24 protein-coding genes are annotated in these 25,205 nt (G+C 65.1%); 10 read left to right on the top strand and 14 right to left on the bottom strand.

The genetic code is table 11. The features are described 5' to 3' along the window. Positions 1 to 1,050 (bottom strand): hydroxymethylbilane synthase (gene hemC, locus DUPY_RS10840; protein ID WP_229255324.1); only part of this gene is annotated, 1,050 nt, incomplete at its 3' end. Between the two features lie 163 nt (positions 1,051 to 1,213). Here hemC and ppc point away from each other — a divergent pair. Together ppc and DUPY_RS10850 are read left to right on the top strand one after the other, a co-directional pair. Next, on the top strand, positions 1,214 to 4,051 hold the full coding sequence (ppc, locus tag DUPY_RS10845) for a phosphoenolpyruvate carboxylase (RefSeq protein ID WP_070247904.1): 2,838 nt from the start codon (positions 1,214 to 1,216) through the stop codon (positions 4,049 to 4,051). 96 nt (positions 4,052 to 4,147) lie between these two features. Continuing rightward, positions 4,148 to 7,201, top strand: coding sequence for a sensor histidine kinase (locus DUPY_RS10850; RefSeq protein ID WP_229255320.1), 3,054 nt, complete (start codon positions 4,148 to 4,150; stop codon positions 7,199 to 7,201). 14 nt (positions 7,202 to 7,215) lie between these two features. Here the strand turns inward: DUPY_RS10850 and map are convergent, their stop codons facing one another. From map to rpoD, 5 genes are all read right to left on the bottom strand, one after another. Then, the gene (map, locus tag DUPY_RS10855; RefSeq protein ID WP_070247907.1) at positions 7,216 to 7,977 is read right to left on the bottom strand and encodes a type I methionyl aminopeptidase; all 762 of its coding nucleotides are present in this window, start codon (positions 7,975 to 7,977) and stop codon (positions 7,216 to 7,218) included. Next, positions 7,974 to 8,186 (bottom strand): ParD-like family protein, encoded by a 213-nt coding sequence (locus tag DUPY_RS10860; RefSeq protein ID WP_070247909.1) that lies wholly within the window; start codon positions 8,184 to 8,186, stop codon positions 7,974 to 7,976. The genes map and DUPY_RS10860 overlap by 4 nt, the downstream gene beginning before the upstream one ends. Before the next feature lie 71 nt (positions 8,187 to 8,257). Further along, complete coding sequence (locus tag DUPY_RS10865) at positions 8,258 to 8,812, bottom strand: GNAT family N-acetyltransferase (protein ID WP_141749507.1); 555 nt, start codon at positions 8,810 to 8,812, stop codon at positions 8,258 to 8,260. Further along, complete coding sequence (locus DUPY_RS10870) at positions 8,809 to 10,053, bottom strand: PQQ-dependent sugar dehydrogenase (RefSeq protein ID WP_070247911.1); 1,245 nt, start codon at positions 10,051 to 10,053, stop codon at positions 8,809 to 8,811. Before DUPY_RS10870 ends, DUPY_RS10865 begins: the two co-directional genes overlap by 4 nt. A gap of 93 nt (positions 10,054 to 10,146) precedes the next feature. Further along, complete coding sequence (gene rpoD, locus DUPY_RS10875) at positions 10,147 to 12,621, bottom strand: RNA polymerase sigma factor RpoD (protein WP_070247913.1); 2,475 nt, start codon at positions 12,619 to 12,621, stop codon at positions 10,147 to 10,149. Positions 12,622 to 13,009: 388 nt separating this feature from the next. Here rpoD and DUPY_RS10880 point away from each other — a divergent pair, with 388 nt between their 5' ends. The 4 genes from DUPY_RS10880 (at position 13,010) to DUPY_RS10895 (ending at position 16,436) form a co-directional block, all read left to right on the top strand. Next, positions 13,010 to 13,495: a ProQ/FINO family protein gene (locus DUPY_RS10880; RefSeq protein ID WP_070247915.1), complete on the top strand. Its 486-nt coding sequence runs from the start codon at positions 13,010 to 13,012 to the stop codon at positions 13,493 to 13,495. Positions 13,496 to 13,583: 88 nt separating this feature from the next. Then, a complete protein-coding gene (locus DUPY_RS10885; RefSeq protein ID WP_070247962.1) occupies positions 13,584 to 14,198 on the top strand; it encodes a 3'-5' exonuclease in 615 nt (204 codons plus the stop codon). Between the two features lie 149 nt (positions 14,199 to 14,347). Next, entirely contained in the window at positions 14,348 to 15,061 is a 714-nt protein-coding gene (locus DUPY_RS10890; protein WP_371851780.1) for a c-type cytochrome, read from the top strand. A gap of 88 nt (positions 15,062 to 15,149) precedes the next feature. After that, complete coding sequence (locus DUPY_RS10895) at positions 15,150 to 16,436, top strand: c-type cytochrome (protein ID WP_070247919.1); 1,287 nt, start codon at positions 15,150 to 15,152, stop codon at positions 16,434 to 16,436. Between the two features lie 13 nt (positions 16,437 to 16,449). Here DUPY_RS10895 and DUPY_RS10900 read toward each other — a convergent pair whose 3' ends face one another. Continuing rightward, positions 16,450 to 17,094, bottom strand: a complete 645-nt coding sequence (locus DUPY_RS10900; RefSeq protein ID WP_070247921.1) for a class I SAM-dependent rRNA methyltransferase — start codon at positions 17,092 to 17,094, stop codon at positions 16,450 to 16,452. 187 nt (positions 17,095 to 17,281) lie between these two features. Between DUPY_RS10900 and DUPY_RS10905 the strand changes: the two genes are divergently transcribed. Then, complete coding sequence (locus DUPY_RS10905) at positions 17,282 to 18,070, top strand: head GIN domain-containing protein (RefSeq protein ID WP_070247923.1); 789 nt, start codon at positions 17,282 to 17,284, stop codon at positions 18,068 to 18,070. Positions 18,071 to 18,082: 12 nt separating this feature from the next. On the opposite strand, the gene DUPY_RS10910 is transcribed toward DUPY_RS10905, so the two are convergent. Genes DUPY_RS10910 through purU form a run of 3 tightly spaced genes read right to left on the bottom strand, consistent with a single transcriptional unit; the run spans position 18,083 to position 20,600 of the window. Further along, positions 18,083 to 19,120, bottom strand: coding sequence for an Rpn family recombination-promoting nuclease/putative transposase (locus tag DUPY_RS10910; protein ID WP_229255322.1), 1,038 nt, complete (start codon positions 19,118 to 19,120; stop codon positions 18,083 to 18,085). A 38-nt stretch (positions 19,121 to 19,158) separates the two neighbouring features. After that, positions 19,159 to 19,701, bottom strand: coding sequence for a YaeQ family protein (locus tag DUPY_RS10915; RefSeq protein ID WP_070247927.1), 543 nt, complete (start codon positions 19,699 to 19,701; stop codon positions 19,159 to 19,161). Positions 19,702 to 19,730: 29 nt separating this feature from the next. After that, entirely contained in the window at positions 19,731 to 20,600 is an 870-nt protein-coding gene (purU, locus tag DUPY_RS10920) for a formyltetrahydrofolate deformylase (protein ID WP_070247929.1), read from the bottom strand. A 226-nt stretch (positions 20,601 to 20,826) separates the two neighbouring features. Here purU and DUPY_RS10925 point away from each other — a divergent pair, with 226 nt between their 5' ends. After that, on the top strand, positions 20,827 to 21,189 hold the full coding sequence (locus DUPY_RS10925) for a KGG domain-containing protein (RefSeq protein ID WP_070247931.1): 363 nt from the start codon (positions 20,827 to 20,829) through the stop codon (positions 21,187 to 21,189). Positions 21,190 to 21,199: 10 nt separating this feature from the next. Here DUPY_RS10925 and DUPY_RS10930 read toward each other — a convergent pair whose 3' ends face one another. From DUPY_RS10930 to modA, 4 genes are read right to left on the bottom strand one after another with little or no spacing between them, the layout of a single operon-like run. Next, positions 21,200 to 22,009, bottom strand: a complete 810-nt coding sequence (locus DUPY_RS10930) for a TOBE domain-containing protein (protein ID WP_070247933.1) — start codon at positions 22,007 to 22,009, stop codon at positions 21,200 to 21,202. Continuing rightward, complete coding sequence (locus DUPY_RS10935; RefSeq protein WP_371851778.1) at positions 22,006 to 22,686, bottom strand: ATP-binding cassette domain-containing protein; 681 nt, start codon at positions 22,684 to 22,686, stop codon at positions 22,006 to 22,008. Before DUPY_RS10935 ends, DUPY_RS10930 begins: the two co-directional genes overlap by 4 nt. Further along, positions 22,683 to 23,369: a molybdate ABC transporter permease subunit gene (modB, locus tag DUPY_RS10940; RefSeq protein WP_070247935.1), complete on the bottom strand. Its 687-nt coding sequence runs from the start codon at positions 23,367 to 23,369 to the stop codon at positions 22,683 to 22,685. The genes DUPY_RS10935 and modB overlap by 4 nt, the downstream gene beginning before the upstream one ends. Positions 23,370 to 23,374: 5 nt before the next feature. Beyond that, a complete protein-coding gene (modA, locus tag DUPY_RS10945) occupies positions 23,375 to 24,109 on the bottom strand; it encodes a molybdate ABC transporter substrate-binding protein (RefSeq protein ID WP_070247937.1) in 735 nt (244 codons plus the stop codon). 114 nt (positions 24,110 to 24,223) lie between these two features. Between modA and DUPY_RS10950 the strand changes: the two genes are divergently transcribed. Both DUPY_RS10950 and DUPY_RS10955 read left to right on the top strand, forming a co-directional pair. Further along, complete coding sequence (locus DUPY_RS10950) at positions 24,224 to 24,733, top strand: YgjP-like metallopeptidase domain-containing protein (RefSeq protein WP_070247939.1); 510 nt, start codon at positions 24,224 to 24,226, stop codon at positions 24,731 to 24,733. 126 nt (positions 24,734 to 24,859) lie between these two features. Continuing rightward, positions 24,860 to 25,171 carry a hypothetical protein gene (locus DUPY_RS10955; protein WP_070247941.1) on the top strand — a complete coding sequence of 104 codons (312 nt, stop codon included), beginning with the start codon at positions 24,860 to 24,862 and terminating at the stop codon, positions 25,169 to 25,171. Positions 25,172 to 25,205: the final 34 nt, after the last annotated feature.

Below are 25,205 nucleotides of genomic sequence, written 5' to 3' on the forward strand. Positions count from 1 at the left end.
GGCCGGGGCTGGGGCTGGAGCCGGACCGGGCGCCTGCTCCGCCGAGGCGTCGGCTTTGGCATCGGCCGCCAGTTCGGCCGAGCGGGCCGCGTCGTCGGCCTGCGCCGCTTCGCTCAGGCACGCGGCCAAAATATCGACCGCGCCCTGCTCGCCCAGCATTCGCGCCACTTGCGCGCCCAGTACGGCGGCGTCCACCGCCGGGCCGCGCGCTTCGGCGCTGATCATGCGGGCGCCGTCGGGCGTGGCCACCATGGCGCGCAGGTGCATCTGGTCGCCGTCGATGGTGGCGTACGACGCCAGCGGCACCTGGCAGCTGCCGCCGAACACGCGCGAGACGGTGCGCTCGGCGATCGACACCAGCGCGCTGTCTTCGTGGTGCAGGGGCGCCAGCAGCGCCACCAGGTCGACACCGTCGCTGCGTTCGGGGATTTCGATGGCCAGCGTGCCCTGGCCCGGCGCCGGCAGGCTGGTCTCGGGATCGAGCACCGAGCGGATGCGGTCGGCCAGGCCCAGGCGCTTGAGGCCGGCGGCAGCGAGGATGATGGCGGCGTATTCACCGCGATCGAGCTTGCCCAGCCGGGTATCGAGGTTGCCGCGCAGCGGCTTGACGACCAGGTGGGGGAAACTGGCGGCGATCAGCGACTGGCGGCGCAGGCTGCTGGTGCCGACGACCGCGCCGTCGGGCAGGTCGGCCAGGGTGGCGTAGTCGTTGGAGACAAAGGCGTCGCGCGCGTCTTCGCGCTCGAGCACCGCGCCCATCACGAACCCTTCGGGCAGCTCCATCGGCATGTCCTTGAGGCAGTGCACGGCCAGGTCGGCGCGACCTTCGGCCATCGCCACTTCGAGTTCTTTGACGAACAAACCCTTGCCGCCGACCTTGGACAGGGTACGGTCGAGGATTTGATCGCCGCGCGTCGTCATTCCGACAATTTTGACATCGCACTGCGGATATAATAATGCCAAGCGTTCGCGCACATGCTCGGCCTGCCACATGGCGAGCCGGCTTTCGCGCGAGGCGATCACCAATCTGGATGGCGTAATCTGAACCACTTCGGATGTTTTCAAAACCTGTTCTTTCACTGTCGCTGCCGCCCACCGGCGCAGACCAGTCAAGCGTGCATGTCTAAGATCACAAATTTTAACATGCTCACCCTCTTGCAGACCCGGGCCACCCGCCTTTGCACCGACATTTTATTTCTTTGCGGCATAACTCATGGCAAACCAATTTAGTGCAACTGACGACTTCCAAGCTGAAAATATTCCCGAACAAACCGGCGCCGATAAAGACGCGCCGTTGAAAGAAGATATCCGTCTGCTCGGCCGCCTGCTCGGCGACGTGCTGCGCGACCAGGAAGGCGAAGAAGTGTTCGCCGTGGTCGAAACCATCCGCCAGACCGCCGTGCGCTTCCGCCGCGAGGACGACACGGCCGCCGCCAATGAACTCGACGGCATGCTGAAAATCCTCACGCGCGAGCAGACCATTACCGTCGTCCGCGCGTTCTCGTATTTCTCGCACCTGGCCAATATCGCCGAGGACCAGCACCACATCCGCCGCCGCCGCGCCCACCAGCTGGCCGGTTCCGACGCCCAGAAGGGCAGCGTCAGCTACGCGCTGGCCAAGCTGAAAGACGCCGGCGTTGAACGCGACACCGTCGAGACCTTCTTCCAGGACGCCCTGATCGCGCCAGTGCTCACCGCCCACCCGACCGAGGTGCAGCGCAAATCGATCCTCGACGCCGAGCACGATATCGCGCGCCTGCTGGCCCAGCGCGACCAGCCGCTGACGCCGAAGGAAGACGCGGCCAACCTGCACCTGCTGCGCGCGCGCGTGGCCACGCTGTGGCAAACCCGCATGCTGCGCTACACCAAGCTGACCGTGGCCGACGAAATCGAAAACGCCCTGTCCTACTACCGCATCACCTTCCTGCGCGAGCTGCCGGGCCTGTACGACGACATCGAAGGCGACATCGCCAGCCACTACGGTGAAGCCGATACCAGGACTATCGACGCGCCTTATGTGCAGATGGGCAGCTGGATCGGCGGCGACCGCGATGGCAACCCGAACGTCAACGGCGGCACCATGCAGCACGCGCTCACGCGCCAGGCCACCACCATCCTCGATTTCTATCTGGAAGAAGCACACACGCTGGGCGCCGAGCTGTCGCTTTCCACGTTGATGATCGGCTGCTCGCCGGCGCTGCAGGCGCTGGCCGACCAGTCGCCCGATACCTCCGACCACCGCGCCGACGAACCGTACCGGCGCGCCCTGATCGGCGTGTACGCGCGCCTGGCCAGTACCGCCCGTGCGCTGGGCGCGACCAATATCCTGCGCAAGGAAGTGGGCCATGCCGAGCCGTACGCGAATGCCGCCGAATTCTCGGCCGACCTGCAGGTGATGGTCGAGTCGCTCGAAGCCCACCACGGCGCAGTACTGGTGCGCCCGCGCCTGTCCACGCTCAAGCGCGCGGCCGACATCTTCGGCTTCCACCTCGCTTCGCTCGACATGCGCCAGTCGTCGGACGTGCATGAGCGCGTGCTGTCCGAACTGTTCGCCAAGGCCGGCGCCGAAGCCGATTACTCGGCCCTGGACGAAGACGCCAAGGTCGCGCTGATCCTGGCCGAACTGTCCCAGGCGCGCCTGCTGTCGTCGCCGTATATCGCCTATTCGGACGAAACGCAATCGGAGCTGGGCGTGCTGCGCGCCGCGCGCGAGATCCGCAGCCGCTACGGCGCCCGGGCGATCCGCAACTACATCATCTCGCACACCGAGACCGTCTCCGACCTGCTGGAAGTGCTGCTGCTGCAAAAGGAAATGGGCCTGCTGCGCGTGACCGAACAGGAACTGGACCTGATGGTCATTCCGCTGTTCGAAACCATCCCCGACCTGCAACGCGCGGCCGGCATCATGGAAGCGGTAATGGCGATCCCGCTGGTGAAAGCGCTGATCGCCAAGCAGGGCCAGATCCAGGAAGTCATGCTCGGCTACTCGGACTCCAACAAGGACGGCGGCTTCCTCACGTCCACCTGGGAGCTGTACAAGGCAGAAACCCACCTGGTGACCGTGTTCGCCAACGCCGGCGTCAAGCTGCGCCTGTTCCATGGCCGGGGCGGCACCGTCGGCCGCGGCGGCGGTCCGTCGTACGAGGCCATCCTGGCGCAGCCGCATGGCACCGTCAACGGCCAGATTCGCCTGACCGAACAGGGCGAGATCATCGCGTCGAAATTCTCGAACAAGGACATCGGCCGCCGCAACCTGGAGCTGCTGGTAGCCGCCACGCTGGAAGCGAGCCTGCTGCCGCAACCGGCAGATGCGGCCCACGTGGCGCAGTTGCAGCAGTTCGAGACCGTGATGGCGGAGATTTCCGACCGCGCCTACAAGGCCTACCGCAACCTGGTCTATGAAACCCCGGGCTTTACCGACTATTTCTTCAGCGCCACGCCGATCGCCGAGATCGCGGAGCTGAACCTCGGTTCGCGTCCGGCCTCGCGCAAGTCGACCAAGCGCATCGAGGACCTGCGGGCCATCCCGTGGGGCTTCTCGTGGGGCCAGTGCCGCCTGCTGCTACCGGGCTGGTACGGCTTTGGCAGCGCCATCGGCGCGTGGGTGGCCGACGGCGGCGCTGAACAGGAACAGCGCCTGGTGCAGCTGCAGGTCATGGCGCGCGAATGGCCGTTCTTCGCCACCCTGCTGTCGAACATGGACATGGTGCTGGCCAAGACCGACCTGGCGATTGCCTCGCGCTACGCCGAACTGGTAGCGGACAAGGAGCTGCGTGACCGTATCTTCAAGCGCATCACCGAAGAGCATGCGAACACGCTGACCATCCTGCAGCGCATCACCGGGGCCGAGGAAAGGCTGATCAACAACCCGCTCTTGGCGCGGTCTATCCAGAACCGCATCGCCTACATCGATCCGCTCAACCACTTGCAGGTGGAACTGATCAAGCGCCACCGCGCGCTGACCACCGAGACCAAGACCGACGAGCGCGTGCATCGCGGCATCCACCTGTCGATCAACGGTGTGGCGGCGGGCTTGCGCAACACCGGCTGAGCCAGGTAAGCAAGGTAAACCAGGTAAGCCCTTCCCGTTCGGGAGGGGCTGTGTGTATTGAGGCAAGTTTACGTAAAAACCGGTATCCTTGCGCCCATGAAATTCTTCTCGTGCTGGATCGCTGCTGTAACCTGCCTGCTGATGCTGGCGGCATCCCCGCCGGCATTTTCTTCCACTCCTTCCACACTTTCCACCGCCACCACCTCGGCCGCCCTGGCGGACCTGTACGCGCACCGCGCCTGGACCGCCGCCCAGGGCGCACCCACGCAAATCCAGGCCATCACCCAGACCCTTGACGGCTGGCTGTGGATCTCCACGCCCACCGGCCTGTATCGCTTCGACGGCGTGCGCTTCGAGCGGCACGACGCCATCAACGGCAATGCACTGCGCTCGTCCATCGTGCTGCCGCTGCACACCGCGCCCGACGGCACCTTGTGGGTGGGCTACCGCTTCGGCGGCTCCAGCGCCTTCCTCGGCAACCGCGTGCGCCACTACGGCGCCGAACAGGGTTTTCCACCGGGCGCCACCCACAGTTTTACGGTATCGCCGGACGGCGTGACGTGGGTGACCACGGCCGGCGGCCTGGCCTGGCTCGACAGCCGCCAGGACCGCTGGGTGCGGGTGGGGATTGAAGCCGGCTTCGCGCCCGCTGCGACCATTTACCAGGTGCTGTTCGACCGCGCCGGCACCCAGTGGATATCGAGCGCGCGCAAGGTGTACTACCGGCGCAAGGGCGAGGCGCGCTTCCAGGTGGCCAGTCCGGCCGATATCGAATTGACGTCGCTGGCCGCCGCGCCCGATGGCACGGTGTGGGTGTCGAACGGCAGCGATGCCCACTACCGCCTGTCCACAGCCAAGGCGACCACCACCCGACCACCGAAGCCGGAACTGCCCGGCAGCGGCATGTGGTTCGACCGCCAGGGCGCCATGTGGCTGATGAGCGAGACCCATGTCGAGCGCGTGGCGCCCGGTGACCTGGGCCAGGTCGGCGACCCGCGCCAGCAGTTGGCCTACGATCGCGGCCTGTCCGGCATGAACCCGCAAACCTTTTACGAAGACCGTGACGGCACCATCTGGGTCGGCACCGTTGCAGGCCTCGACCAGTTCCGCCCCAACCGCGTGGCGCCGCTGCCGCCGGCTGCGCGCAACCTGCCTGCCATCGTCACGCCGGCGCTGGCGGCGGCCGACCAGGGCCAGGGTCAAGGTTTAGTCTGGGTGAGCGATGACGCCCGCTCCTGGCTGACCGGCCGCGATGGCGTGCGCCACGGCCCTGCAGGTCCAGCCTTCTGGAGTTCCGCGCGCGGACGCGACGGTCGCTTGTGGCTCGGTGGCTGGGGCGGCATCTGGCGCGCCGGCGATGCGCAGCGCACCATGATCGCCGCGCCGATGTTCGAGGGCCGCGCCGACGCCCGGGTGAACGCCTTGACCGAAGACGCCGACGGGGTGCTGTGGGCCGCTTTTCTGAACCAGCCCTTGCAGCGCCGCGACCCGGCCAGCGGCCGCTGGGACGCGCCCTACCCCGGCTTGCCGCCGGCGCGCATCATGGCGCTGCTGGCCGACAGCAAGAACCGGCTGTGGGTCGGCTACCAGGGCGGACGCCTGGCGCTGATCGACAACGGCGCCGTGCGCCTGGTCGAAACGGGCAACGGCGAGGGCATCGGCAACGTGCTGGCCATCGTCGAGCGGTCGGGCCAGCTGTGGGTGGCAGGCGAACGGGGCGTGGCGCGCCTGGTCGAGACTGCGCGCGGCACGCAGGCGGCAGCATTGCGGCTGGCGGCATTGCGGCTGGCGGACGGACTCGAACTGCGCGGCGTGAGCGGCCTGACCACTAGCGCCAACGGCGACCTGTGGCTGCGCACGCACGCCGGCGTGGTGCGCATTGGCGCCGACCAGGTGCAAGCCTTCGTACGCAACGGCGCAGCGGCGCCGGTCCATGCCGAACTGCTGGGCAGCGAGGACGGGGTGGGCGGCAACGTCCAGCCGACCGGCCCCTTCCCCGCCATCGTGGCGGCCAGCGACGGCGTGCTGTGGGTGTCGGGCACCGGCGGCGCCATGCTGGTCAACCCGGACGCCATCGGCCGCGACACCATGCCGCCGGCGGTCGATATCCGCTCCGTGAGCAGCGACGGTAAAGCCCGCGCACTTGGATCGCCGTTGACATTGCCCAGCGGGACCAACAACGTGCACATTGCGTTCACCGCGCAAAGCCTGGCGGCGCCGCAGCGGGCGCGCTTTCGCTACCGGCTGCAAGGCTTCGACGACAGCTGGCAGGATGCGGGCGACCGCCGCGAAGCGTTTTACACCAACCTGCCACCGGGCGCGTACCGCTTCCAGGTGATCGCCGCCAACCGCGACGGCGTGTGGAACACGGCAGGCGCCACCATCGAGCTGGTGATCCCGCCCACCTTCGTGCAAAGCCTGCTGTTCAAGGCGCTGTGCGCGCTGGTGCTGCTGGCGGTGGTGGTGCTGGCCTGGCGCTGGCGCCTGGCGCAGGTGGCGCGCCTGATCGAAGCGCGCCACATGGAGCGGCTGCACGAGCGCGAGCGCATCGCCCGCGCCCTGCACGACACCTTCCTGCAAGAGGCGCAAGGCACGGTGCTGATGATGCACACGGCGATGGCGCAGATACCGCCGTCGCTGCCGGCGCGCGCGGCCATGGAGCGCGGCATCGGCTACATCGAACAGGCGATGATTGAAGGCCGCGACGAGGTGATGGGCTTGCGCTCGTCGGCCCGCGCCGACGAACCGCTGGAAGCGGCGCTGCACCGCTACGGCGAACGGCTGGCGGCCGGCCTGCCGCCGGGCTTCCGCATGCAGGTGCGCGGCACGCCGCGTCAACTGGCGCCGCTGGTCAAGGACGAGGTATTTGCCATCGGCCGCGAAGCCATCTGCAATGCCTTCCGCCACGCGGAAGCGACCGAGATCGAACTGGACCTGGAATACACGTCCGGCGGCCTGACCATGCTGGTGAGCGATAACGGCAAGGGGATGCCAGCGGACGCCATGCAGCGCGGGGAAAGCGGCCACTGGGGCCTGGTGGGCATGCGCGAGCGCGCCGACAGTATCGGCGCCACGCTCGACGTGGGCAACCGCGAAGGCGGCGGCGCCAGCCTGCGGCTCACATTACCCCGTCAGCACGGCGCCCATTAGCCGCCGGGCAGCACTTACCTGCGCTCGTCCGGGCGCAACGTGAGCACCTGGAAGCCGGTGCGGGTGACCGCCACCGTGTGCTCGAACTGCGCCGACAGCTTGCCATCGCTGGTCACGACGGTCCAGCCATCGTCTTCGGTGTGGACGTCGCGCCGGCCCTGGTTGATCATCGGCTCGATGGTGAAGACCATGCCTTCGCGCAGGACCAGTCCTGTCTGCGGTTTACCGTAATGCAGCACCTGCGACTCCTCGTGCATCTCGCGGCCGATACCATGGCCGCAGTACTCGCGCACCACCGTGTAGTGATGGCGCCGCGCGTGCCGTTCGATGGCGTGGCCGACGTCGCCCAGCCGCGCACCCGGGCGCACCGCGTGAATCCCATGCCACAGCGCCTCGTACGTCACCTGCACCAATTTTTTTGCGGCGCTCGACACCTGGCCGACCAGGTACGTCTTGCTGGAGTCCGCAATAAAACCGTTCTTTTCCAGCGTAATGTCGAAGTTGACGATGTCGCCATCCAGCAGGAACTCGGTGGCGGACGGCACGCCGTGGCACACCACGCTGTTGCGCGAGGCATTGAGCGCATAGGCGTAGTCGTACTGGCCCTTGCTGGCCGGCCGCGCCTGCAATTGTTCGACGATGAAGTCCTCGACCAGGTCGTTGGCGGCCATGGTAGACATGCCAATCAGATCGACCCGGTCCAGGTGGGTAAAGACGCTAGCCAGCAGGCGGCCCGATTCCGCCATCAGGGCGACTTCCTCCGGGCGCTTGATCATGTGGCAGTCTCCCTGAACACCTGCGCCTCCACGCCGGCGGCGCGAAATTCGCGCGCCAGCAACTCGTTGAAGGTCAGCGTGGGGTTCATTTCGCTCAGCATGCCCATCTTGATCCAGAAGGTAGCCTGGGCGTTGATGGAGCGGCACCCGACCGCGCTGGCCTTGCGCAGCTGGTCGTGCAGTTCTTCGTCGATGTTGACGATACCCATGGGCGATCCTCGTATGCTTTCAATATACGAATTATATACGATTCATATATTCCGGCGAGTGTCCGGTACCGCTATTCATGCACAGCGAATGGAACACCTGGTCGACCACCACGGTCTTTTCGCTCTGACTCCCAAAGTCCGACAGGCTGCCAGGCTACCGAGGCCAGCCTTTTCTCGAAACACATGGCCTCGGGGCGGCCCACGTATTTGCCGAAATTGGCGATGCGGACGTAACCGAGCCGCTCGTAGAACGCCACCGCACGGGCGTTGACGGCCCGCGTTTCCAGGCGCAGCGCGGCGTAGCCCAGTTGCCGCGCCTGCGCTTCCAGGTGCGCCAGTACCGCCGCGCCGATACCGGGCGCCGTGCGACGCGAGTACATGCGCTTGAGTTCGGCCACGTCGTGCTCCAGCGGGCGCAGGGCGCCGCAGCCGACCGGCTGGCCGTCACCGTCGCGGGCGACCACGAACCGGGCGCGCACGCCACGCACGTCGTTGACATCGAACGAGGCCTGGCCGCTGCTGCCGGTGATCATGCGCAGTTGATCCGACAGTTCGGCAAGCAGCAGCGCCGCGTCCGCCGTTTCCGGATCCTCGGCCGCCACGCTGATGCCCGGACGACCACTCACGGCGCGTCGTATTGCAAGCGCACCACGCGGCCCGTGCGGTCTTCCACCAGGTAGATATTGCCGTCCGGCCCTTGCTTGACATCGACCGGGGCGCCCATGCCCTGCCCCGGCTTGCTGTTCCAGCCGCCGATCAGCTCGACCGACTTGCCCAGCGGTGCGCCTTTGCTGTCGGGCATCAGCGCCACCAGCCGGTGGCCGTGGTCGCGGTAACCGTGGTAGCCGATGATCAGGCTGTTGCGATAGTCGGCCGGGAAACGGCTGCCGGTATAAAACGTCATGCCCAGCGGCGCCGCGTGGGCCGGCAGCAGCCGCGCCGGCGCGCGAAAGGCGCTGCAATCCCTGGCCGGATACTCGGGACTGGCGAGATTGTTGTCGTAGCAGTAGGGCCAGCCGTAGTTGGCGCCGCGCTCGACCAGGTTCAGCTCGTCGTGCGGCAAGTCGTTGTCGTTGGCGAGCTTCGGCATCGCAGCCTGGATGGCGTCGCGGCCGTTTTCGCCCTGCCACAGCGCGCCGTTGACGGGATGCAAAGCCAGCGCCATCGAGTTGCGCAGGCCGGTCGCATAGTTTTCCCAGGACTTGACCATGGCCATCGGCCACAGCAGCTTGTACTTGCGGATCACGCCCAGCGCCTGCGGCCCCTCGGCCTCGGCACAGGGCTTGTCGGCCGCCGGCGCCGTGCCGTTCTCGCCCTCGCAATGATCGGTGGCGGAGCCCACATTGACGTATAAATCGCCGCGCGCGTCGAAGCGCATATTGGTGAGCAAGTGGCGCCCCTTGCCCGGCAGCGGCGCCACGTCCGACTTGCCGCCGATGACATCCATCAGCGTGGCCTCCGGGTTCTTCGGATCGAAGCGCACGATGCGCCCCACCAGGCCCAGGTACAGCAAGCCATCGGGGCCGAGCACGATGCCGTTGGGCCGGTCCAGGCCCTTGAGCAGCAGCACCTGCTGGTAGTGGCCCGCGCCATCGGGCTTGAGCAGCCACACGCGGCCCTGCTTCGGTTCCCAGTTACGCATGTCGACTACGACCAGTTCGCCATTGCTCAGCGGCTGTATGCCGCGCGGGAATTTAAAGCCGTCGGCCAGCACGGCGGCGCAAAAGCCGTCGGGCGTGGTGACGTCGAGGCGCTTGAAGTCGCCGCAGGTGTCGGCGGCATGGGCAGCATGGGCGCCGGCCATCAAAAGAGTTGACACTGCCAGCGCAGACCAGCTGGACTTGGAGAGGAAATTGAGTGTTTTCATTCAAGCAATTGTAGCTTGAAATCAAGATAAAAAAATGCCGTCCAGCTAGCGTGCGGGACGGCATTCCAGGGCGGCAGGCCGCAGCCTCCGACCTTAGTTCTGGGTCAGGAAGGTTTTCAGCTTGTCCGAACGCGACGGCTGACGCAGCTTGCTCATGGCCTTCGCTTCGATCTGGCGAATCCGTTCGCGGGTGACGTCGAACTGCTTGCCCACTTCTTCCAGCGTGTGGTCGTTCGACATTTCCACGCCATAACGCATGCGCAGCACCTTGGCTTCGCGCGGGGTCAGCGAATCGAGCACTTCCTTGATGACGTTGCGCATCGACGCGTGCAGCGCGGCGTCCAGCGGCGCCAAGGTCGTGTTGTCTTCGATGAAGTCGCCCAGCTGCGAATCGCCGTCCTCGCCCATCGGGGTTTCCATCGAGATCGGCTCTTTGGCGATCTTCATGATTTCGCGCACCTTGTTTTCCGGCATTTCCATCTTCAGCGCCAAGGTGGCCAGGTCCGGCTCGCTGCCGGTTTCCTGCATGATCTGGCGCGAGATGCGGTTCATCTTGTTGATGGTCTCGATCATGTGCACCGGCACGCGGATGGTGCGGGCCATGTCGGCGATCGAACGCGTAATGGCCTGACGGATCCACCAGGTGGCGTAGGTCGAGAACTTGTAGCCGCGACGGTATTCGAACTTGTCCACCGCCTTCAGCAGGCCGATATTGCCTTCCTGGATCAGGTCGAGGAACTGCAAGCCACGATTGATGTATTTCTTGGCGATCGAAATTACCAGGCGCAAGTTGGCCACCGTCATTTCGCGCTTGGCCTGGCGCGCGCGTTTTTCGCCGGCGGCCATCTGCTTGTTAATCTTGCGCAGGTCGGCCAGCGGCAAGGCCACGCGGACTTGCAGGTCGATCATTTTCTTTTGCAGCTCTTTTACGGCCGGCACGTTACGGCCCAGCACGGTGCTGTACGGGTAGCCGGCATCGACTTCGCCATCGACCCAGTCCAGGTCCGTCTCGTTGCCCGGGAAGACCTTGATGAAGTGGGCGCGCGGCATGCCGCAGCGATTGACGCACAGGTCGAGCACGGCGCGTTCGATCGAGCGCACTTCTTCCATCTGGCCGCGCAGGGTGTCGCACAGCTTTTCAACGACTTTGGCGGTAAAGCGGATGCCCAGCAATTCGGCCGAAATGGTTTCCTGCGCAGTGACATAGGCCTTGGAGCCGTAGCCGCCAGCGGCCTTGCGCATTTTTTCGAACTGGCTTTCGATGTGGGCGAACTTTTCCAGCGCCGATTTTTTCAGCTGCGCCAGTTGCTCGGTGGAGAAGCCGGCAGCACCGCCGCCGGCAGCGCCGTCGGTTTCTTCCTCTTCTTCCACTTCCAGTTCTTCTTCCTCGTCGTCGTCCGAAGCGGCAGGCGCGGCCACCACCGGCGCCGGGGCCGACTCGTTGGCGTCGACAAAGCCATCCACCACGTCATCGACCTTCATTTCGTCGGCGTCGATCTTGGCAGCCAGGGCCAGGATTTCGGCGATGGTGGTCGGGCAGGCCGAGATGGCCTGGATCATATCCTTCAGGCCGCCTTCGATACGCTTGGCGATTTCGATCTCGCCTTCGCGGGTGAGCAGCGCTACTGCGCCCATTTCGCGCATGTACATGCGGACCGGGTCGGTGGTGCGGCCGAAGTCGGAATCGACCGTGGACAGGGCGGTGGCGGCAGCCGCCTCCACCTCGTCGTCGGACGTGACGGTGGCGACACTGTCGCTTAACAACAACGATTCAGCATCCGGCGCGCGCTCGTAGATGGCGATGCCCATGTCGTTGAACGTGGCAATGATGCCCTCGATCGCTTCAGGATCGATGATGTTTTCCGGCAGTTGGTCGTTGATCTCGGCGTAGGTGAGGAAGCCGCGCTCCTTGCCCATGTTGATCAGGTTCTTGATCTGGGCGCGGCGACGCTCGAGTTCTTCGGCGGTGCTCTTGGTGTCCAGGCCCAGCAGCTCGGCGCCGCCCTTGGCCTTGCGCTCGCGCGCCTTCGACACGGCCTTCAGTTCGGCACGTTCGACCGCGTTCAGCGCCGCCACTTCGTCGTTCTCGGGGGTGAATTCCGATGGCTTGCGGCCACGGCGGCCCGGCACCTTCACGCTCGGCAGCAAGTAGCCCGAGGTGTCGATCGAAGCGAGCGTGGCAGCGTCGGTGACCTGGCTGACGGTGGTGCCGCCGGTGGCAATGACGACCGGCGCCGGTTCCTTGGCGGCCTTGACCAGCTTCGATTTCGGCGCGGTGCGCACCACTGGCGCTGCGGTTTCGGCGGCATCGCCGGCGTCGCCGGGCTTGCGCGCCAGCTTGACGGTACGCGCTGGCGCATCGGTGTCGGCAGCGGCGGACATGGTCGCCACCGGCTCGACCGTTGCGGAACTCAGACGCGTTTTCTTTTTGACTACCGTTACTTTGCTCGCTGCCTCTTGCGCATTATCGATGACATAAGATAGAGTCGTCTTCGGCACAACCAGCGGGGCGGAGCCGGCGCGGGCGGTCTTGACGGACAACGTTAAAGTTTTCGGCGTTTTTGTCATTAAAAATCTCTCGATGCGAAGCCGCCTGCGGATTACAAAAGCCATAGCACGCACCAGCCGCACTGAGCGGGGCGCATCGATGAAATGTTGTAATTTAGCTGACGATAATCCTGCGGAATAAAAAAAGCCCGCTTGCAACTACGGGCTTGTTTTTAGCGTGTTTCTAACCTGCTTCCAACTCTGTGTAGCTTTACCAACTGTGTCATTGCACGCTGGTGAGTCGGACATTATACACATTTTTGCCGTCGAACGCACCTGGCCGCAGTAATACGCCCTGGCGCTTACCACTCTTTAACCAACAGAACCCACTGAGCAAATTGTCACGCTGGTCGAAAAGGCACTGCATTCCGCAGGGCCGCATGATACGATGACGATTGTTGCTTAACCTATGATGTCGATGAACACTAGCCTTACCACTCCACCTGCAGCCACCGAAGCGGACACCACCACTCCGGCCGCCGCCGCTGTCGTCGCTGATGCCATGACGCCGCGCAGCTTGCTCAAGCAACTGCAAACCCAATTCCCCGCTTTCCGCGACTTCATGCCGCTGTCGATCGGTATCGACAAGCAGATCCTGGCGGTGATGCCCGACCTGAACCGCAAGATCATGCGGACCGCGCTGGGCATCCACACCGGCTCGCTGCGCTACCTGAAGGTCATGGAAAAAGCCAAGGTGCGTCACGACCTCGACGGCACGCCCGGCGCCGAAGTCACCGACACCCACCGCGCCCACGCCACCCAGGTCTTGCAGGAACGCTTCAAGAAAGAAGCCGACCGCAAGAAGGCCGAGCGCGAAGCTGCCGCTGCCGAAGAAGCCGCCCGTGTCCGCGTTGACAAGCTCAACCAGCTGACCGCGAAATTCTCGCGCAAATAAGGTTCATTCCTTGGACGTGTCGCCCCGTGCACCGCGTGTGCCCTCTGCTGCTGCTGCGGTGGAGGAACAGTTGCCGCCGTACGGCGGCTTGTTGCTGGAGGACGTGCTGCTGGTGAAAACCCCGGAGCAGGCGCTGGCAGCGCGCGACGCCCTGCTGGCCTGCGATGCGATCGGCTTCGATACCGAATCGAAACCGACATTTACCAAGGGCGAAGTGTCCACCGGCCCGCACCTGATCCAGTTCGCCACCGATAGCAAGGCTTACCTGTTCCAGGTCGGCAGCCGCACCGACGACGCCACGCTGGCGGTCCTGCAGGCGATACTGGAACCGGCTGCGCCGCTCAAGGTCGGCTTTGGTTTATCGGATGACGTCAAGCGCCTGCACGCCAAGCTGGCGATCCGCTGCGGCGGCGTGGTGGACCTGTCGGTGGCGCTGCGCACCCCGGGCCAGCGCAACGACCTCGGCGCCAAGACCGCAGTGGCCAAGTTCTTTGGCCAGAAGCTGCAAAAATCGAAAAAAATCTCCACCACCAACTGGTCCCTGCCGCGCCTTTCCAGCAGCCAGTTGCTGTACGCTGCCGACGACGCCCAGGTGGCGCTGCGCGTGTATCGGCAATGGCTGGCTACTGGCGGCCAGCTCAAGCCGCTGAAAGCCGTCAAGCTGCCGCGTCCACTCAAGCCTGCCGCGAACCCCGGCACCTGATCGCGCTTCCTGCCAACGGCGCAGCCGGCAATACCCGACGGATGCGCCGCTGGGACGTTCTGTCCACTATATCTTTTGGCAACATCGGTATATCCTGAACCGACAGCCTCGTTCGAAGGCGATCCACCAGGAGGAGACCGGTGACTGAATTGCGATCACTTGCACGCTTGATGCTTGCCAGCGCCAGCCTGAGCCTGGCCGCGCCCACATGGGCTGCCCCGCCCGACACCTTGCAACAGCGCGTGGCGGCCTGCATCGCCTGCCATGCCGTCGAAGAACGGCGCGACGCCTATTTTCCGCGCATCGCCGGCAAGCCGGCCGGCTACCTGTATAACCAGCTGCTGAACTTTCGCGATGGCCGCCGCAATTACCCGATGATGAGCTACATGGTCGCCCAGCTGTCCGACGAGTACCTGCGCGAGATCGCCGAATTCTTCGCCGCGCAACACCCGGTCTATCCGCCGGCCGCGCCGGGCAGCGGCGCCAACGCCGGTGCGGGAGCGCTGGCACGCGGCCGGCAACTGGTGCTGCACGGCGACGCCAGCCGCAAGATTCCGGCCTGCGTCAGCTGCCACGGCGCGGCACTCGGTGGCGTGGCGCCGGCCATCCCCGGCCTGCTGGGCCTGCCCAGCGATTACATCAACGCCCAGTTCGGCGCCTGGCGCAGCGGCACCCGCCGCGCCGCCGCGCCCGACTGCATGGCCGACATCGCCGGCCGCCTGGCGGCAGACGATGTGGCAGCGCTATCGGGCTGGCTCAGCCAGCAAGCACCCGATGCGGCCGCGCGCCCTGCCGCTGCGCAGTCATTGCCGGCGCCGCTGCCATTGCGCTGCGGCGGCCTGGACCAGCAGGTGACGCCATGAGCAAGACTTTAGCTGCGTTGATGTCGTTGCTGCCGGCAGGCGCGCCCGTGCCGCTGCCTGGTGGCGGGCTCGCTTCGAGGACGGCGCCATGAAAAAAATACTGTACGCCTTGGCAGCCTTGATCATTGCAGCGGCCCTGCTGATGCTTGGTGCCTGGCTGTGGACGCCAGGTGACGATGCCGGGCCGCCACCTGCCAGCACCGCCGTCCCTGCCCCGGCGCAGCGCGTTTCCCGAGGCGCCTACCTGGCGCAGGCTGGCGACTGCATGGCCTGCCACACGGTGCGCGGCGGCGCGCCGTATGCGGGCGGCCGGATCATCCGCACCGGCTTCGGCGAAATTGTCACGCCCAATATCACGCCCGACGTGGCCACCGGCATCGGCAGCTGGAACGCCGACGATTTCTGGCGCGCGCTGCATCACGGCATGGGCAAGGACGGTCGCCTGTTGTATCCGGCCTTCCCGTACACCAGCTACACCCACCTCGCGCGCGACGACGCCGATGCGCTGTACGCCTGGCTGCGTTCGCTGCCTGCCGTGCGCCAGCAAAGCGCGCCGCACAACTTGCGCTTTCCGTACAACCAGCAATGGGCGCTGGCGGCCTGGCGCGCGCTGTACTTCCGGCCCGGCGTGTACCGCGTCGATACCGCGCAAGCGCTGGACTGGAACCGGGGCGCCTACCTGGTGCAGGGCCTGGGGCATTGCAGCGCCTGCCATAGCCCGCGCAACGCACTGGGGGCCGAAGGGGCGAATTTGTCGGGCGGCATGCTCGATGGCCCGGGCTGGTATGCGCCGGCGCTCACCTTCGGACCAGGCGCGGGCAAGCCGGCCTGGTCGCAGGACGACCTGGCGGCCTTTCTGAAAACCGGCGTGTCGCCGCATGCCACCGCCTCCGGGCCGATGGCCGAGGTGGTGCGCGCCAGCCTGCAACACCTGGACGACGCCGATATCAATGCCATGGCGCAGTACCTGCGCAGTCTGCCTGCGGCCGCGCCGGCGCCACCCTACCAGCGTGACGTCAATGCGCAGGCAGATGCCTTCCTGGCCGCCGGGGCCCGGTTGTATCGGCAACAGTGCGTAGAATGTCATGGCGAGAACGGCGCCGGGCAGGCGCCGCATTATCCTGCGCTGGCGGGCAACCGCGCGCTGAGCCAGGACCCGGCGGTCAATGCCATCCGTATCGTGCTCAACGGTGGCTTCGCGCCGGCAACGGCCGGCAATCGGCGTCCTTACGGCATGCCGCCGTTCGGCCACGTGCTCAGCGACGCGGAGGTGGCGCAACTGGTGTCGTACTTGCGCAGCGCCTGGGGCAACAACGCCGCGCCGGTCACGGCCAGCGAGGTCAACAGGTACCGGGCGGTGCCGCTCGACCAGTGAACAGAACCGTCACTTAACTGCGCAGCTTGGGGTAGCGGAAGCCGGTGCGCAGGTCCATGCTGTAACGTTCCTTGCCATCGACCACCAGCACGTGGTCTGGTGGCGCTTCGCCGGCCAGCTCGCGCTGGATCAGCGGCAAGCCTTCGCCTTTGCGGATCAGCTCGTCGCAGCGCTCGTACACATTCGGGCAGCCGGTTTCGGCCAGCAGGGCCTGGACGATTGGCACCTTCCAGGCATCGACACCGCCCGACTGGAACTGGCAGACCAGGTAACCCTGCACACCGCCCCAGCTGTGGACGATCAGGCCTGACAGGCCGTCTTCCTCGCCCAGCACCACCGGCACCAGCGCCTGCGGATGGGCGGCGCGCACGCTGTCGGCCCGCTTGGCGATGGCAGCCTTGACGCGGCGCTTCATCATCGCGTGATCGACCGGCTCGTCCTCCTTGTAGCTCCACATGCGGGCGCGGATTTGCGACTTGGAGTTATAGGCCGCGCGGCCGATGAACTGACGCGATGAACTCTGTACGATGGCGGTGGAGCCGGGTTTCATTTTTTCCTGCGGCTTGCCGTCGACCTTGTCGATCGCGGTGGGATAAATCCAGGGGTCGCCGGCCAGCAAGGATTTTTCCTTGCCTTGTTTGATAGTGATGATGAGCATGGTAGTGGTGCGGCGTGGTCGGGCGTAAAAGCCGCATGATACCTCATGGCGCAGCAACGGTGCCCGCCTCCGGTCGCGGCAAGCTGCATTCCAGGCCGCCGGGAATGCGTCCTGTCGCAAGGCGCTGTCGTCCACCACGCCATATCGGTACTATCCGATCCATACCATCCCCCCACCGGAGAACACCATGTCCTACCCTAGCTTGCGCAGCACCCTGCCCGCGTTCCGCGCCATCTTCATCGCCGCCAGCCTGCTGGTCCTGGCCGCGCCGGCCGGCGTGGCCCATGCCGGCCTGATGGACGGCTGGAGCAGCGAACGGGTCCAGGGCAGCGGCAAGATCACCACCCAAAGCCGCGAGCTCGGCCATTTCAACGCGCTGGCCAGCAGCGTCAGCGGCGATGTCGAAGTGCGCATCGGCAACACCGAAAGCGTGACCGTGGAAACCGACGACAATCTGCAGGCGCTGCTGGAAACCGTGGTGGAGAAAGGTACGCTGCGCATCCGCCCGGTACGCAAGGGCCTGTCGCTGTCGAGCAAGCACATGAAAATTATCGTGCAGGCACGCTCGCTCGACCGGGTAGCGGTGGCCGGCTCGGGCGCGGTACGGGCCGATAACCTGCGCGGCGAAACCCTGCGGTTCGACATCGGTGGTTCCGGTTCGCTGATCACGCGCCAGCTGGCAGCGGAAGCGGTGACGGTATCGCTGGGCGGCAGCGGCAGCGTGGAAGCGAGCGGCAAGGTCGAGCGCCTGCAGGTGTCGATCGGCGGCTCGGGCGATGTGCAAGCCCATAACCTCGCCGCGCGCACGGCCAGCGTCAGCATCGGCGGCTCGGGCGAAGCCACGGTCTGGGCCACGCACACGCTGTCGGTAAACCTGGCGGGTTCCGGTGATGTCGGCTACTACGGTGATCCCAAGCTGAGCAAAAGCGTGGTGGGTTCGGGCGAAGTGAAGCGCCTGGGCGCCGCACCGCGCTGAAACCAAAGCGCGTCAGCCCTGGCCGAACAGCTGGTTCGGGTTGACGCCGCGCGCCAGGGATTTGATCCACTCGCGCAATTGATCGGGATTGGCGGCGTTGATCTTCGCAGCGATGGTATCGGGCAAATGACCTTGGCTGCAGGGTTCACCGAGCTCGATGATGTCTTGCAAGACCTGTCGCAAGCCTTGTCGCAAACCCTCATCCAGTCCTTCCTGCAACCCCTTCTTGCGCCCTTTCTCGATTGCCTCGTACTCCAGCAGATCTTCGTAGCGCTTGAATCTCTGATTGAACAAGATATCCATTTTTTCCTCCGTATCAACGTCGAGTTCACTGAACTCGAGCCGCAAGGTCGTTTGCAGCCAGCGCAACAGGCTTTCACGGGCCGGTTGCAGGTCTGGCGCCTTTACCCGCTCGGCAAACAGCCTCAGCGCTGCACGCATCTCGGCGTCGCTTTGTGAGCACAGCAGCTGAAATATGATCGCCAGCACGTTAGAGTTTACATCGGCCACCTGGTTCCAGCGCTGCTCGACCAGCAGATATTTTTGGCGTGGCTGGTACGCTTCCAGCCCTTGCGGCGGCGGCAACGACAGCTCGGCCAGCTCGGTGGGGGCGCGCCACGGCTGGCGGCCGCTGTAGAGAACCACCGGCAACACCGGCGGCAGCTTGCGCCCCCAGCTCAAGCGCCGCTGCCGCACCAGGTCCTGGTACAGCAAGCCGATATACACTTGCATGCGCAGCGCCATCCAGCGCTCGGAGCGCGACTGGAACTCGAGCAGGATGTACACATACAGCCACTCGCCGCCGACGTTGACGCGCCAGACCATGTCGTCGTGGCGCGCCTTGCCGCGCTCGCTGGCATAGCTGGCGTTGACGCGCTCGAACGCGCCCACGTCCAGCGATGCCGCCCAGTCCACTGCCAGAAAACCGGTCAGCAGCTCGCGCAGGATCTCGGGATGCGAGAACAGTTGTTTGTAGAGGGTATCGGCCTGTCTGGTCATGGGCAAACGGTAGCACTCCCTTAACCGGCCCAGAACGCTGGTGACATGCACGCGGTTTGCGATGGATCAAACAGCGTGACAGCAGGAGACTAGCGCGCTTCCTTCAGCGTTTCGCGCGGGAACTCGATGGTGGTGACGCCGTCGGTCAACCAGATCTGGCCGTCCTGGATCGTGCATTGCAACTGCATGGTGCGCTGGGCCATCAGCGCCAGTTGCTCGGTCGCCTCCGACGGCAGGTCGATCACGGTCAGGTTCTTGCAGCGTTCCACCTTGTTGGCGATGCCCTTCCACCAGATGTTGCTGGTAGCAGCGTAGCTGTACACCACCACCTGGTTCGAGCGGCCGCTGGCCTTGAGCATGATTTTTTCGTCGGGCTGACCGACGTTGATCCATAGCTCGATGGCGCCGGTCAGGTCCTTTTGCCACAGGTCCGGTTCATCGACATCGAACAGGCCCTTGGTGAAGGTGAGCGATTCGCTGGCGTGGATGGCAAACGCCAGCAGGCGCACCATCACGCGCTCGTCGGTTTCGGACGGGTGCTTGGCCAGGGTGAGCGTGTGGGTGCCGTAGTAATTGCGGTCCATGTCCGCAATCGAGAGTTCTGCTTTGTAGATTGTTGCCTTGAGTGCCATCGGTATTTCTCGGTAAATTTCTCGGTAAATTATTTGAAGACGACAGTCTTGTCGCCGTTCTGCAAGATGCGGTGTTCGACAAACCATTTCACGGCGCGCGCCAGCACCACGCATTCGACGTCGCGGCCGATCGCCGACAGGGTTTCGGCATCCATCGAATGATCGACCCGTTCCACGTCCTGCTCGATGATCGGGCCTTCGTCGAGGTCGCCGGTCACGAAGTGCGCAGTGGCGCCGATCAGCTTGACGCCGCGGTGGTGCGCCTGCGCATACGGCTTGGCGCCCTTGAAGCTGGGCAGGAAAGAATGGTGGATATTGATGGCCTTGCCCTTGAGCGCGGCGCACATGCCGGGCGACAGGATTTGCATGTAGCGCGCCAGCACCACCAGGTCGACCTGGTGATGCTGCATCAGTTCCTGCACCCGCGCTTCCTGCGCCAGTTTGGCCGACTCCGGCGCACCGGTGGCCAGCGGCAGGTGGTGGAACGGAATATTGTAGCTGGCCGCCAGCTGGTAGAAATCCATGTGGTTCGAGACGATGGCCGGAATTTCCACCGGCAGCAGGCCGCTCTTGTAGCGGAACAGCAAGTCGTTCAGGCAATGGCCGATCTTCGACACCATCAGCATCACGCGCGGCTTGTAGCGCGCGTCGCGCAGTTCCCAGTCCAGCTGCATGCTGGCCGCCAGCAGCGCGAAGTCGGCGCGCAGCAATTCATCGTTGATCCCCCCATCCTCCAGCGCGAAATGCACGCGCATGAAGAACAGCTTCGATTCGCTGTCGCCAAACTGGGCCGAATCGATGATGTTGCAACCGTGATCGGCCAAGAATCCGGACACGCGGTGCACGATGCCGCGCTGATCGAGGCAGGAAAGAGTGAGGATGTATTCAGGGTTGGTCATGGCCGCCGCAGTCGATTTCAATAACAACAAGAGAATCACGAGGCCGGTATTGTCGCACGGCGCGGCCCCCGCCGTAAAACTGCGGCCCCGCCCCTCCTGCGCGCACCGTCCGACACGTTGTTGATGTCATCGCAAATGACGTGGAACTTTCATCAACCTTGCACCTCTAACATGCAGAGCAGCGGCTTTGGCTGTTCGCAACCCGACCACAACCCAGGAGGCAGCAATGGCAAGCAGCAATCAACGTAATGCATCAAGCAAGGATGGCGAGGACCAGGCCCAGCCCAAAACCCCGGCCAAGCGTGGCTTCGCCGCCATGGACCAGGCTACCCAGCGCAGCATCGCCAGCAAGGGCGGACAGGCGGCGCACCAAAAAGGCACGGCGCATGAATTCGACTCGGAGGAAGCCCGGCGCGCCGGCCAAAAAGGCGGCGAGGCGGTCAGCCGCAATCGCGAACACATGGCAGCCATCGGTCGCAAAGGCGGCGAAAGCCGGCAGTCGGCCGCCCGCGCAGCAGCAGCCGAAAGAAACGGCCGCGGCTCGGAGCAGGCGTCCGCCGGCGGCAACCGTCAAAGCAGCAAGGGCTAGGCTGGCGTTGCTACGGCGTCCCTATAATTACACTCGACGCCTTGAACACCGCCAGCGCCGCGCCGCCCTCGGCCAGGCCGAGCGCCTCGCCGCTGTCGCGCGTGACGATGGCGGCGATCACGCCGCCGCCCGGCAGGTCGATACTCACTTCCGTATTGACCGCGCCGGGCACCACGCGGCTGATGGTCCCGGCCAGCTGGTTACGGGCCGACAAGCGCGCGCCGCCCAGGTCCGTCACCACGATCACCGACGACGCCTTGACCAGCGCAAACGCTTCCACGCCCAACGCCAGGCCCAGGCTCGCGCGGCTGTCGCGGGTGATGGTGGCCACGATGTGCACGCCGCCCACCACTTCCAGGGTCACCTCGTCGTTGACGGCGCCTTCTTTCAACGCCACCACCGTGCCGCTGAACTGGTTACGGGCGCTGGTCTTCATCTTCATTCTCCGTATCATCAACAAGTCATCGGCCAGTGCGTGCGATTGCGCGCTCAGGTGCGCCACGAACTGGCGGTGCGCCGCCTCGATCTTGCGAAAATTGTCCACCAGTTGCGTACCGCGGCTGGTCAGCCGGGTGCCGCCGCCGCCCTTGCCGCCGGCCGCGCGTTCGAGCAACGGCTCGCCGGCCAGGTTGTTCATCGCCTCGATGGCATCCCAGGCGCCCTTGTAGCTCATGCCCACCGCCTTGGCAGCCGCCGTGATCGAGCCGTGCGCGGCGATAGCTGCCAGCAATGCCACCCGGTCCTGGCCACCGAGCTTCTGGCCGCCGATGGTCATCCAGACATTGCCCTGCAATTCCATCGCTGTCTTGTCGTCGTTCATCCTGCGTGTTCCTCCAGCCGTCCCTGGTCCATGCGCAACACGTGCTCGCCAAACGCGCGCACGTCCTCGGGATCGTGGGTGATCAGTATCATCGGGATCGCCAGGCGCCGTTGCAGCGCATCGAGTTCGGCGCGCATGCGCTCACGCAGGCCGGGATCGAGCGCGGCGAACGGTTCGTCGAGCAGCAATGCGCCCGGTCGCGGCGCCAGCGCCCGCGCCAGGGCCACGCGCTGGCGCTGGCCACCGGACAGCTGGTGCGGCAACTGTTGCGCCACGTGGTCGAGTTCGAACGCCGCCAGCCAGTAGCGCACCGCCTCCACGTCGACGCCCGCGAGCGGGTTGCGCCAGCCACGCTGCAGGCCGAAGGCGATATTCTGCCGCACATTCAAATGCGGAAACAGCGCGTAGTCCTGGAACAAATAGGCCACGCGGCGCTGCTGCGGCGAGATGTCCACGCCGGCGCCAGCGTCGAACAGGCAACGCCCGGCCAGGTCGATGCGGCCCTGGTCCGGCGTCGTCAATCCTGCCACCGCTTTCAGGAGCTGGCTCTTGCCGGCGCCCGACGGGCCATAAATCACCACGCGGTTGCTGGCCGACGCGAAACGGGCCTCGAGCTCGAACACGCGCTCGCCCGAGCGCAGGGTCTTGCGGATATCGACGTTGATTACCATGGTCATCGCTGCGGGTTGCGGTTGGGGGTGAGCTTGTTGGCGGCCACCAGCACGGTCACGCACACCACCGACGTGATGATCACCAGCAGGTTGGCGGTGTCGTCCTGGCCCGCCTGCACTGCCTCGTACACGGCAATCGACAGGGTCTGGGTTTTGCCGGGAATGCTGCCGGCCACCATCAGGGTGGCGCCGAATTCGCCCATCGAGCGGGCAAACGCCAGCAAGGTGCCACCGAGCACGCCGCGCCACGCCAGCGGCAAGGTCACGCGCAAAAACACTGCGAACGGCGCCACGCCCAGCACCATGGCTGCTTGCTCCAGCTGCGTATCGACCGTCTCGAACGCGGCGCGGGCGCCCTTGAGCACCAGCGGAAACGCCACTACCGCCGCCGCGATCACCGCCGCCTGCCAGGTGAAAATCAGGTTGATGCCAAAATGGTGCTGCAGCCAGGCGCCGATCACGCCCTCGCGGCCGATCAGCACCAGCAGGTAATAGCCGAGCACGGTGGGCGGCATCACCATCGGCAACGTCAAGATGGCGTCGAGCAGTTCGCGGCCCATAAAACGCTTGCGCGCCAGCAGGTAACCGAACCCGGTGCCGGCCACCAGCGCCAGAACGGTGGCCCAGCAGGCTACCTTGAGCGACAGGGCCAGCGCAATCCAGGCCGGCTGCTCGAAAAAACTGTCCACTACGCTTATGGCCGGCTGAAGCCGTACTTGGCCAGCACCGCCTGCGCAGCTGGCGCCATGACGTAGGCGATAAAGCGGCGGCCGGCCTCCCCCTGCGGCCCCTTGGCGATCAGTGCGATCGGGTACGTGACCGGCGTGGTGGTGGGGATGGTGGCCACGACCGCAACCTTGTCCTTCTGCACGGCGGCGTCGGTGGCGTAGACAAAACCGGCATCGACTTCGCCGCGCGCCACGTAGTCCAGGCTCTGGCGCACCGAGGTGCCGTAGATGGCTTTCGGTTCCAGCGCACGCCATAACTTGGCCTGTTCCAGCGCGCTGCGCGCATAGCGCCCTACCGGCACGCTGGCCGGGTTGCCCAGCGTGATGCGGGTGATGGCCGGCTGTTGCAGGTCTGCGAGCGCCTTGATCGCGTGCCTGCTGTTGGCCGGAGTGATCAGTACCAGCGTGTTGGCGACGAAATTCTTGCGGGTGCCGGGGGCCAGCAGCTTGAGGCCTTCGGCCTTGTCCATGGCGTCCTGGTCGGCCGAGGCGAATACATCCACCGGCGCTCCCTTGGCGATCTGCTGGACCAGCGGATCGGACGCGGCAAAGTTAAACAGTACCGTGTCACCGGGATGGTCTTTTTCGTAGGCCGTGCCGATTTCCTTGAAGGCATTGGTCAGGCTGGCAGCAGCAGACACCGTGATGTCCGCCGCCGACGCTGCCCCTCCCATCGCCGCCAACACCAGCGCCACCAGCATCTTCGTATCCCGCATTGCCGCTCCCGTTGAAAACCGTAATATACTCGATTATATAGCGGTTGGCGGACCAGTATTGTGTGATACATTGCGCGATTGCTTTTACACCGTCCCGCCATGCCTGCCCTGAAGTACCTGAGCGCCTACTCCGAACAAACCCAGCATCAAGTGTCGCAATTGCTGGCCCAGAACAAGCTGGGCGAGGTGCTGCTCAAGCGCTACGGCAAGGCGCACGACATGCGTACCGACAAGGCGCTCTACAACTACGTGCAAGATCTGCGCGAGGAACACCTGCGCAACGCCGATCCGATCAACAAGGTCGAATACGACAGCAAGATCCACGTGATCAACCACGCGCTGGGGCTGCACACGTCGATCTCGCGCGTGCAAGGCGGCAAACTCAAGGCCAAGCACGAGATCCGCGTGGCGACCATGTTCAAGGAAGTGCCGCTGGAATTTTTGCGCATGATCGCCGTGCACGAACTGGCGCACGTAAAAGAGAAGCAGCACGACAAGCCGTTCTACAAGCTGTGCACGTACATGGAACCGAACTACCACCAGTACGAGTTCGACCTGCGGCTATACCTGACCCACCTCGATACCGGCAGCGGCAAGCTCTGGACCTGACAGGGCGGGGTGATCTTTTGACTTCACCGGGCGTTGCGCCTACCGGCGCAGTGGTCCTGCGCTGACATGCCTGTACTGCAAGCCGGGCTACCATTGCGGCTCCAACCTCACTTCCGGGAGACGACAATGAGCAACGATAATCACCAGCAATCTGTCGGCGGCGAAGGCGCCATCGACGGCATCAGCGGCAGCGACAGTCCGGGCACCGAGGGCGCCGATAGCGGCCAGGGTGTCAACCAGGGCGCGAACCAGGCAGGCAACGCGAACAAGCACGGCCATAGCCACGGCCACGGCGGCCAGCATTCCGGCGGCATGGGCGGCGAACATGGCGGCGACTTGCATGATGTGGGCCTGGCGCAGAGCGGCATGACCGGCTCCAGCGGCGGAGGCGGCAACACCACCAAGGAAGATGACAAGAAAAACCAGCCCACGCCATAGCGGCCGGGTTTTGGAATACTGAACCTGCTGCGCG

The organism is Duganella phyllosphaerae (assembly GCF_001758785.1).
Classification (GTDB): Bacteria; Pseudomonadota; Gammaproteobacteria; order Burkholderiales; family Burkholderiaceae_D; genus Rugamonas; species Rugamonas phyllosphaerae.

Bases quoted from the DNA above. Each gene is read 5' to 3' on its own strand.
- DUPY_RS10905 (WP_070247923.1), top strand. From the start codon at position 17,282: ATGTCCTACCCTAGCTTGCGCAGCACCCTGCCCGCGTTCCGCGCCATC.
- DUPY_RS10880 (WP_070247915.1), top strand. From the start codon at position 13,010: ATGATGTCGATGAACACTAGCCTTACCACTCCACCTGCAGCCACCGAA.
- DUPY_RS10935 (WP_371851778.1), bottom strand. From the start codon at position 22,686: ATGACCATGGTAATCAACGTCGATATCCGCAAGACCCTGCGCTCGGGC.
- DUPY_RS10925 (WP_070247931.1), top strand. From the start codon at position 20,827: ATGGCAAGCAGCAATCAACGTAATGCATCAAGCAAGGATGGCGAGGAC.
- DUPY_RS10900 (WP_070247921.1), bottom strand. From the start codon at position 17,094: ATGCTCATCATCACTATCAAACAAGGCAAGGAAAAATCCTTGCTGGCC.
- DUPY_RS10860 (WP_070247909.1), bottom strand. From the start codon at position 8,186: ATGGGTATCGTCAACATCGACGAAGAACTGCACGACCAGCTGCGCAAG.
- DUPY_RS10915 (WP_070247927.1), bottom strand. From the start codon at position 19,701: ATGGCACTCAAGGCAACAATCTACAAAGCAGAACTCTCGATTGCGGAC.
- DUPY_RS10870 (WP_070247911.1), bottom strand. From the start codon at position 10,053: ATGAAAACACTCAATTTCCTCTCCAAGTCCAGCTGGTCTGCGCTGGCA.
- DUPY_RS10950 (WP_070247939.1), top strand. From the start codon at position 24,224: ATGCCTGCCCTGAAGTACCTGAGCGCCTACTCCGAACAAACCCAGCAT.
- ppc (WP_070247904.1), top strand. From the start codon at position 1,214: ATGGCAAACCAATTTAGTGCAACTGACGACTTCCAAGCTGAAAATATT.
- map (WP_070247907.1), bottom strand. From the start codon at position 7,977: ATGATCAAGCGCCCGGAGGAAGTCGCCCTGATGGCGGAATCGGGCCGC.
- DUPY_RS10930 (WP_070247933.1), bottom strand. From the start codon at position 22,009: ATGAACGACGACAAGACAGCGATGGAATTGCAGGGCAATGTCTGGATG.
- DUPY_RS10955 (WP_070247941.1), top strand. From the start codon at position 24,860: ATGAGCAACGATAATCACCAGCAATCTGTCGGCGGCGAAGGCGCCATC.
- modA (WP_070247937.1), bottom strand. From the start codon at position 24,109: ATGCTGGTGGCGCTGGTGTTGGCGGCGATGGGAGGGGCAGCGTCGGCG.
- purU (WP_070247929.1), bottom strand. From the start codon at position 20,600: ATGACCAACCCTGAATACATCCTCACTCTTTCCTGCCTCGATCAGCGC.
- rpoD (WP_070247913.1), bottom strand. From the start codon at position 12,621: ATGACAAAAACGCCGAAAACTTTAACGTTGTCCGTCAAGACCGCCCGC.
- DUPY_RS10850 (WP_229255320.1), top strand. From the start codon at position 4,148: ATGAAATTCTTCTCGTGCTGGATCGCTGCTGTAACCTGCCTGCTGATG.
- DUPY_RS10895 (WP_070247919.1), top strand. From the start codon at position 15,150: ATGAAAAAAATACTGTACGCCTTGGCAGCCTTGATCATTGCAGCGGCC.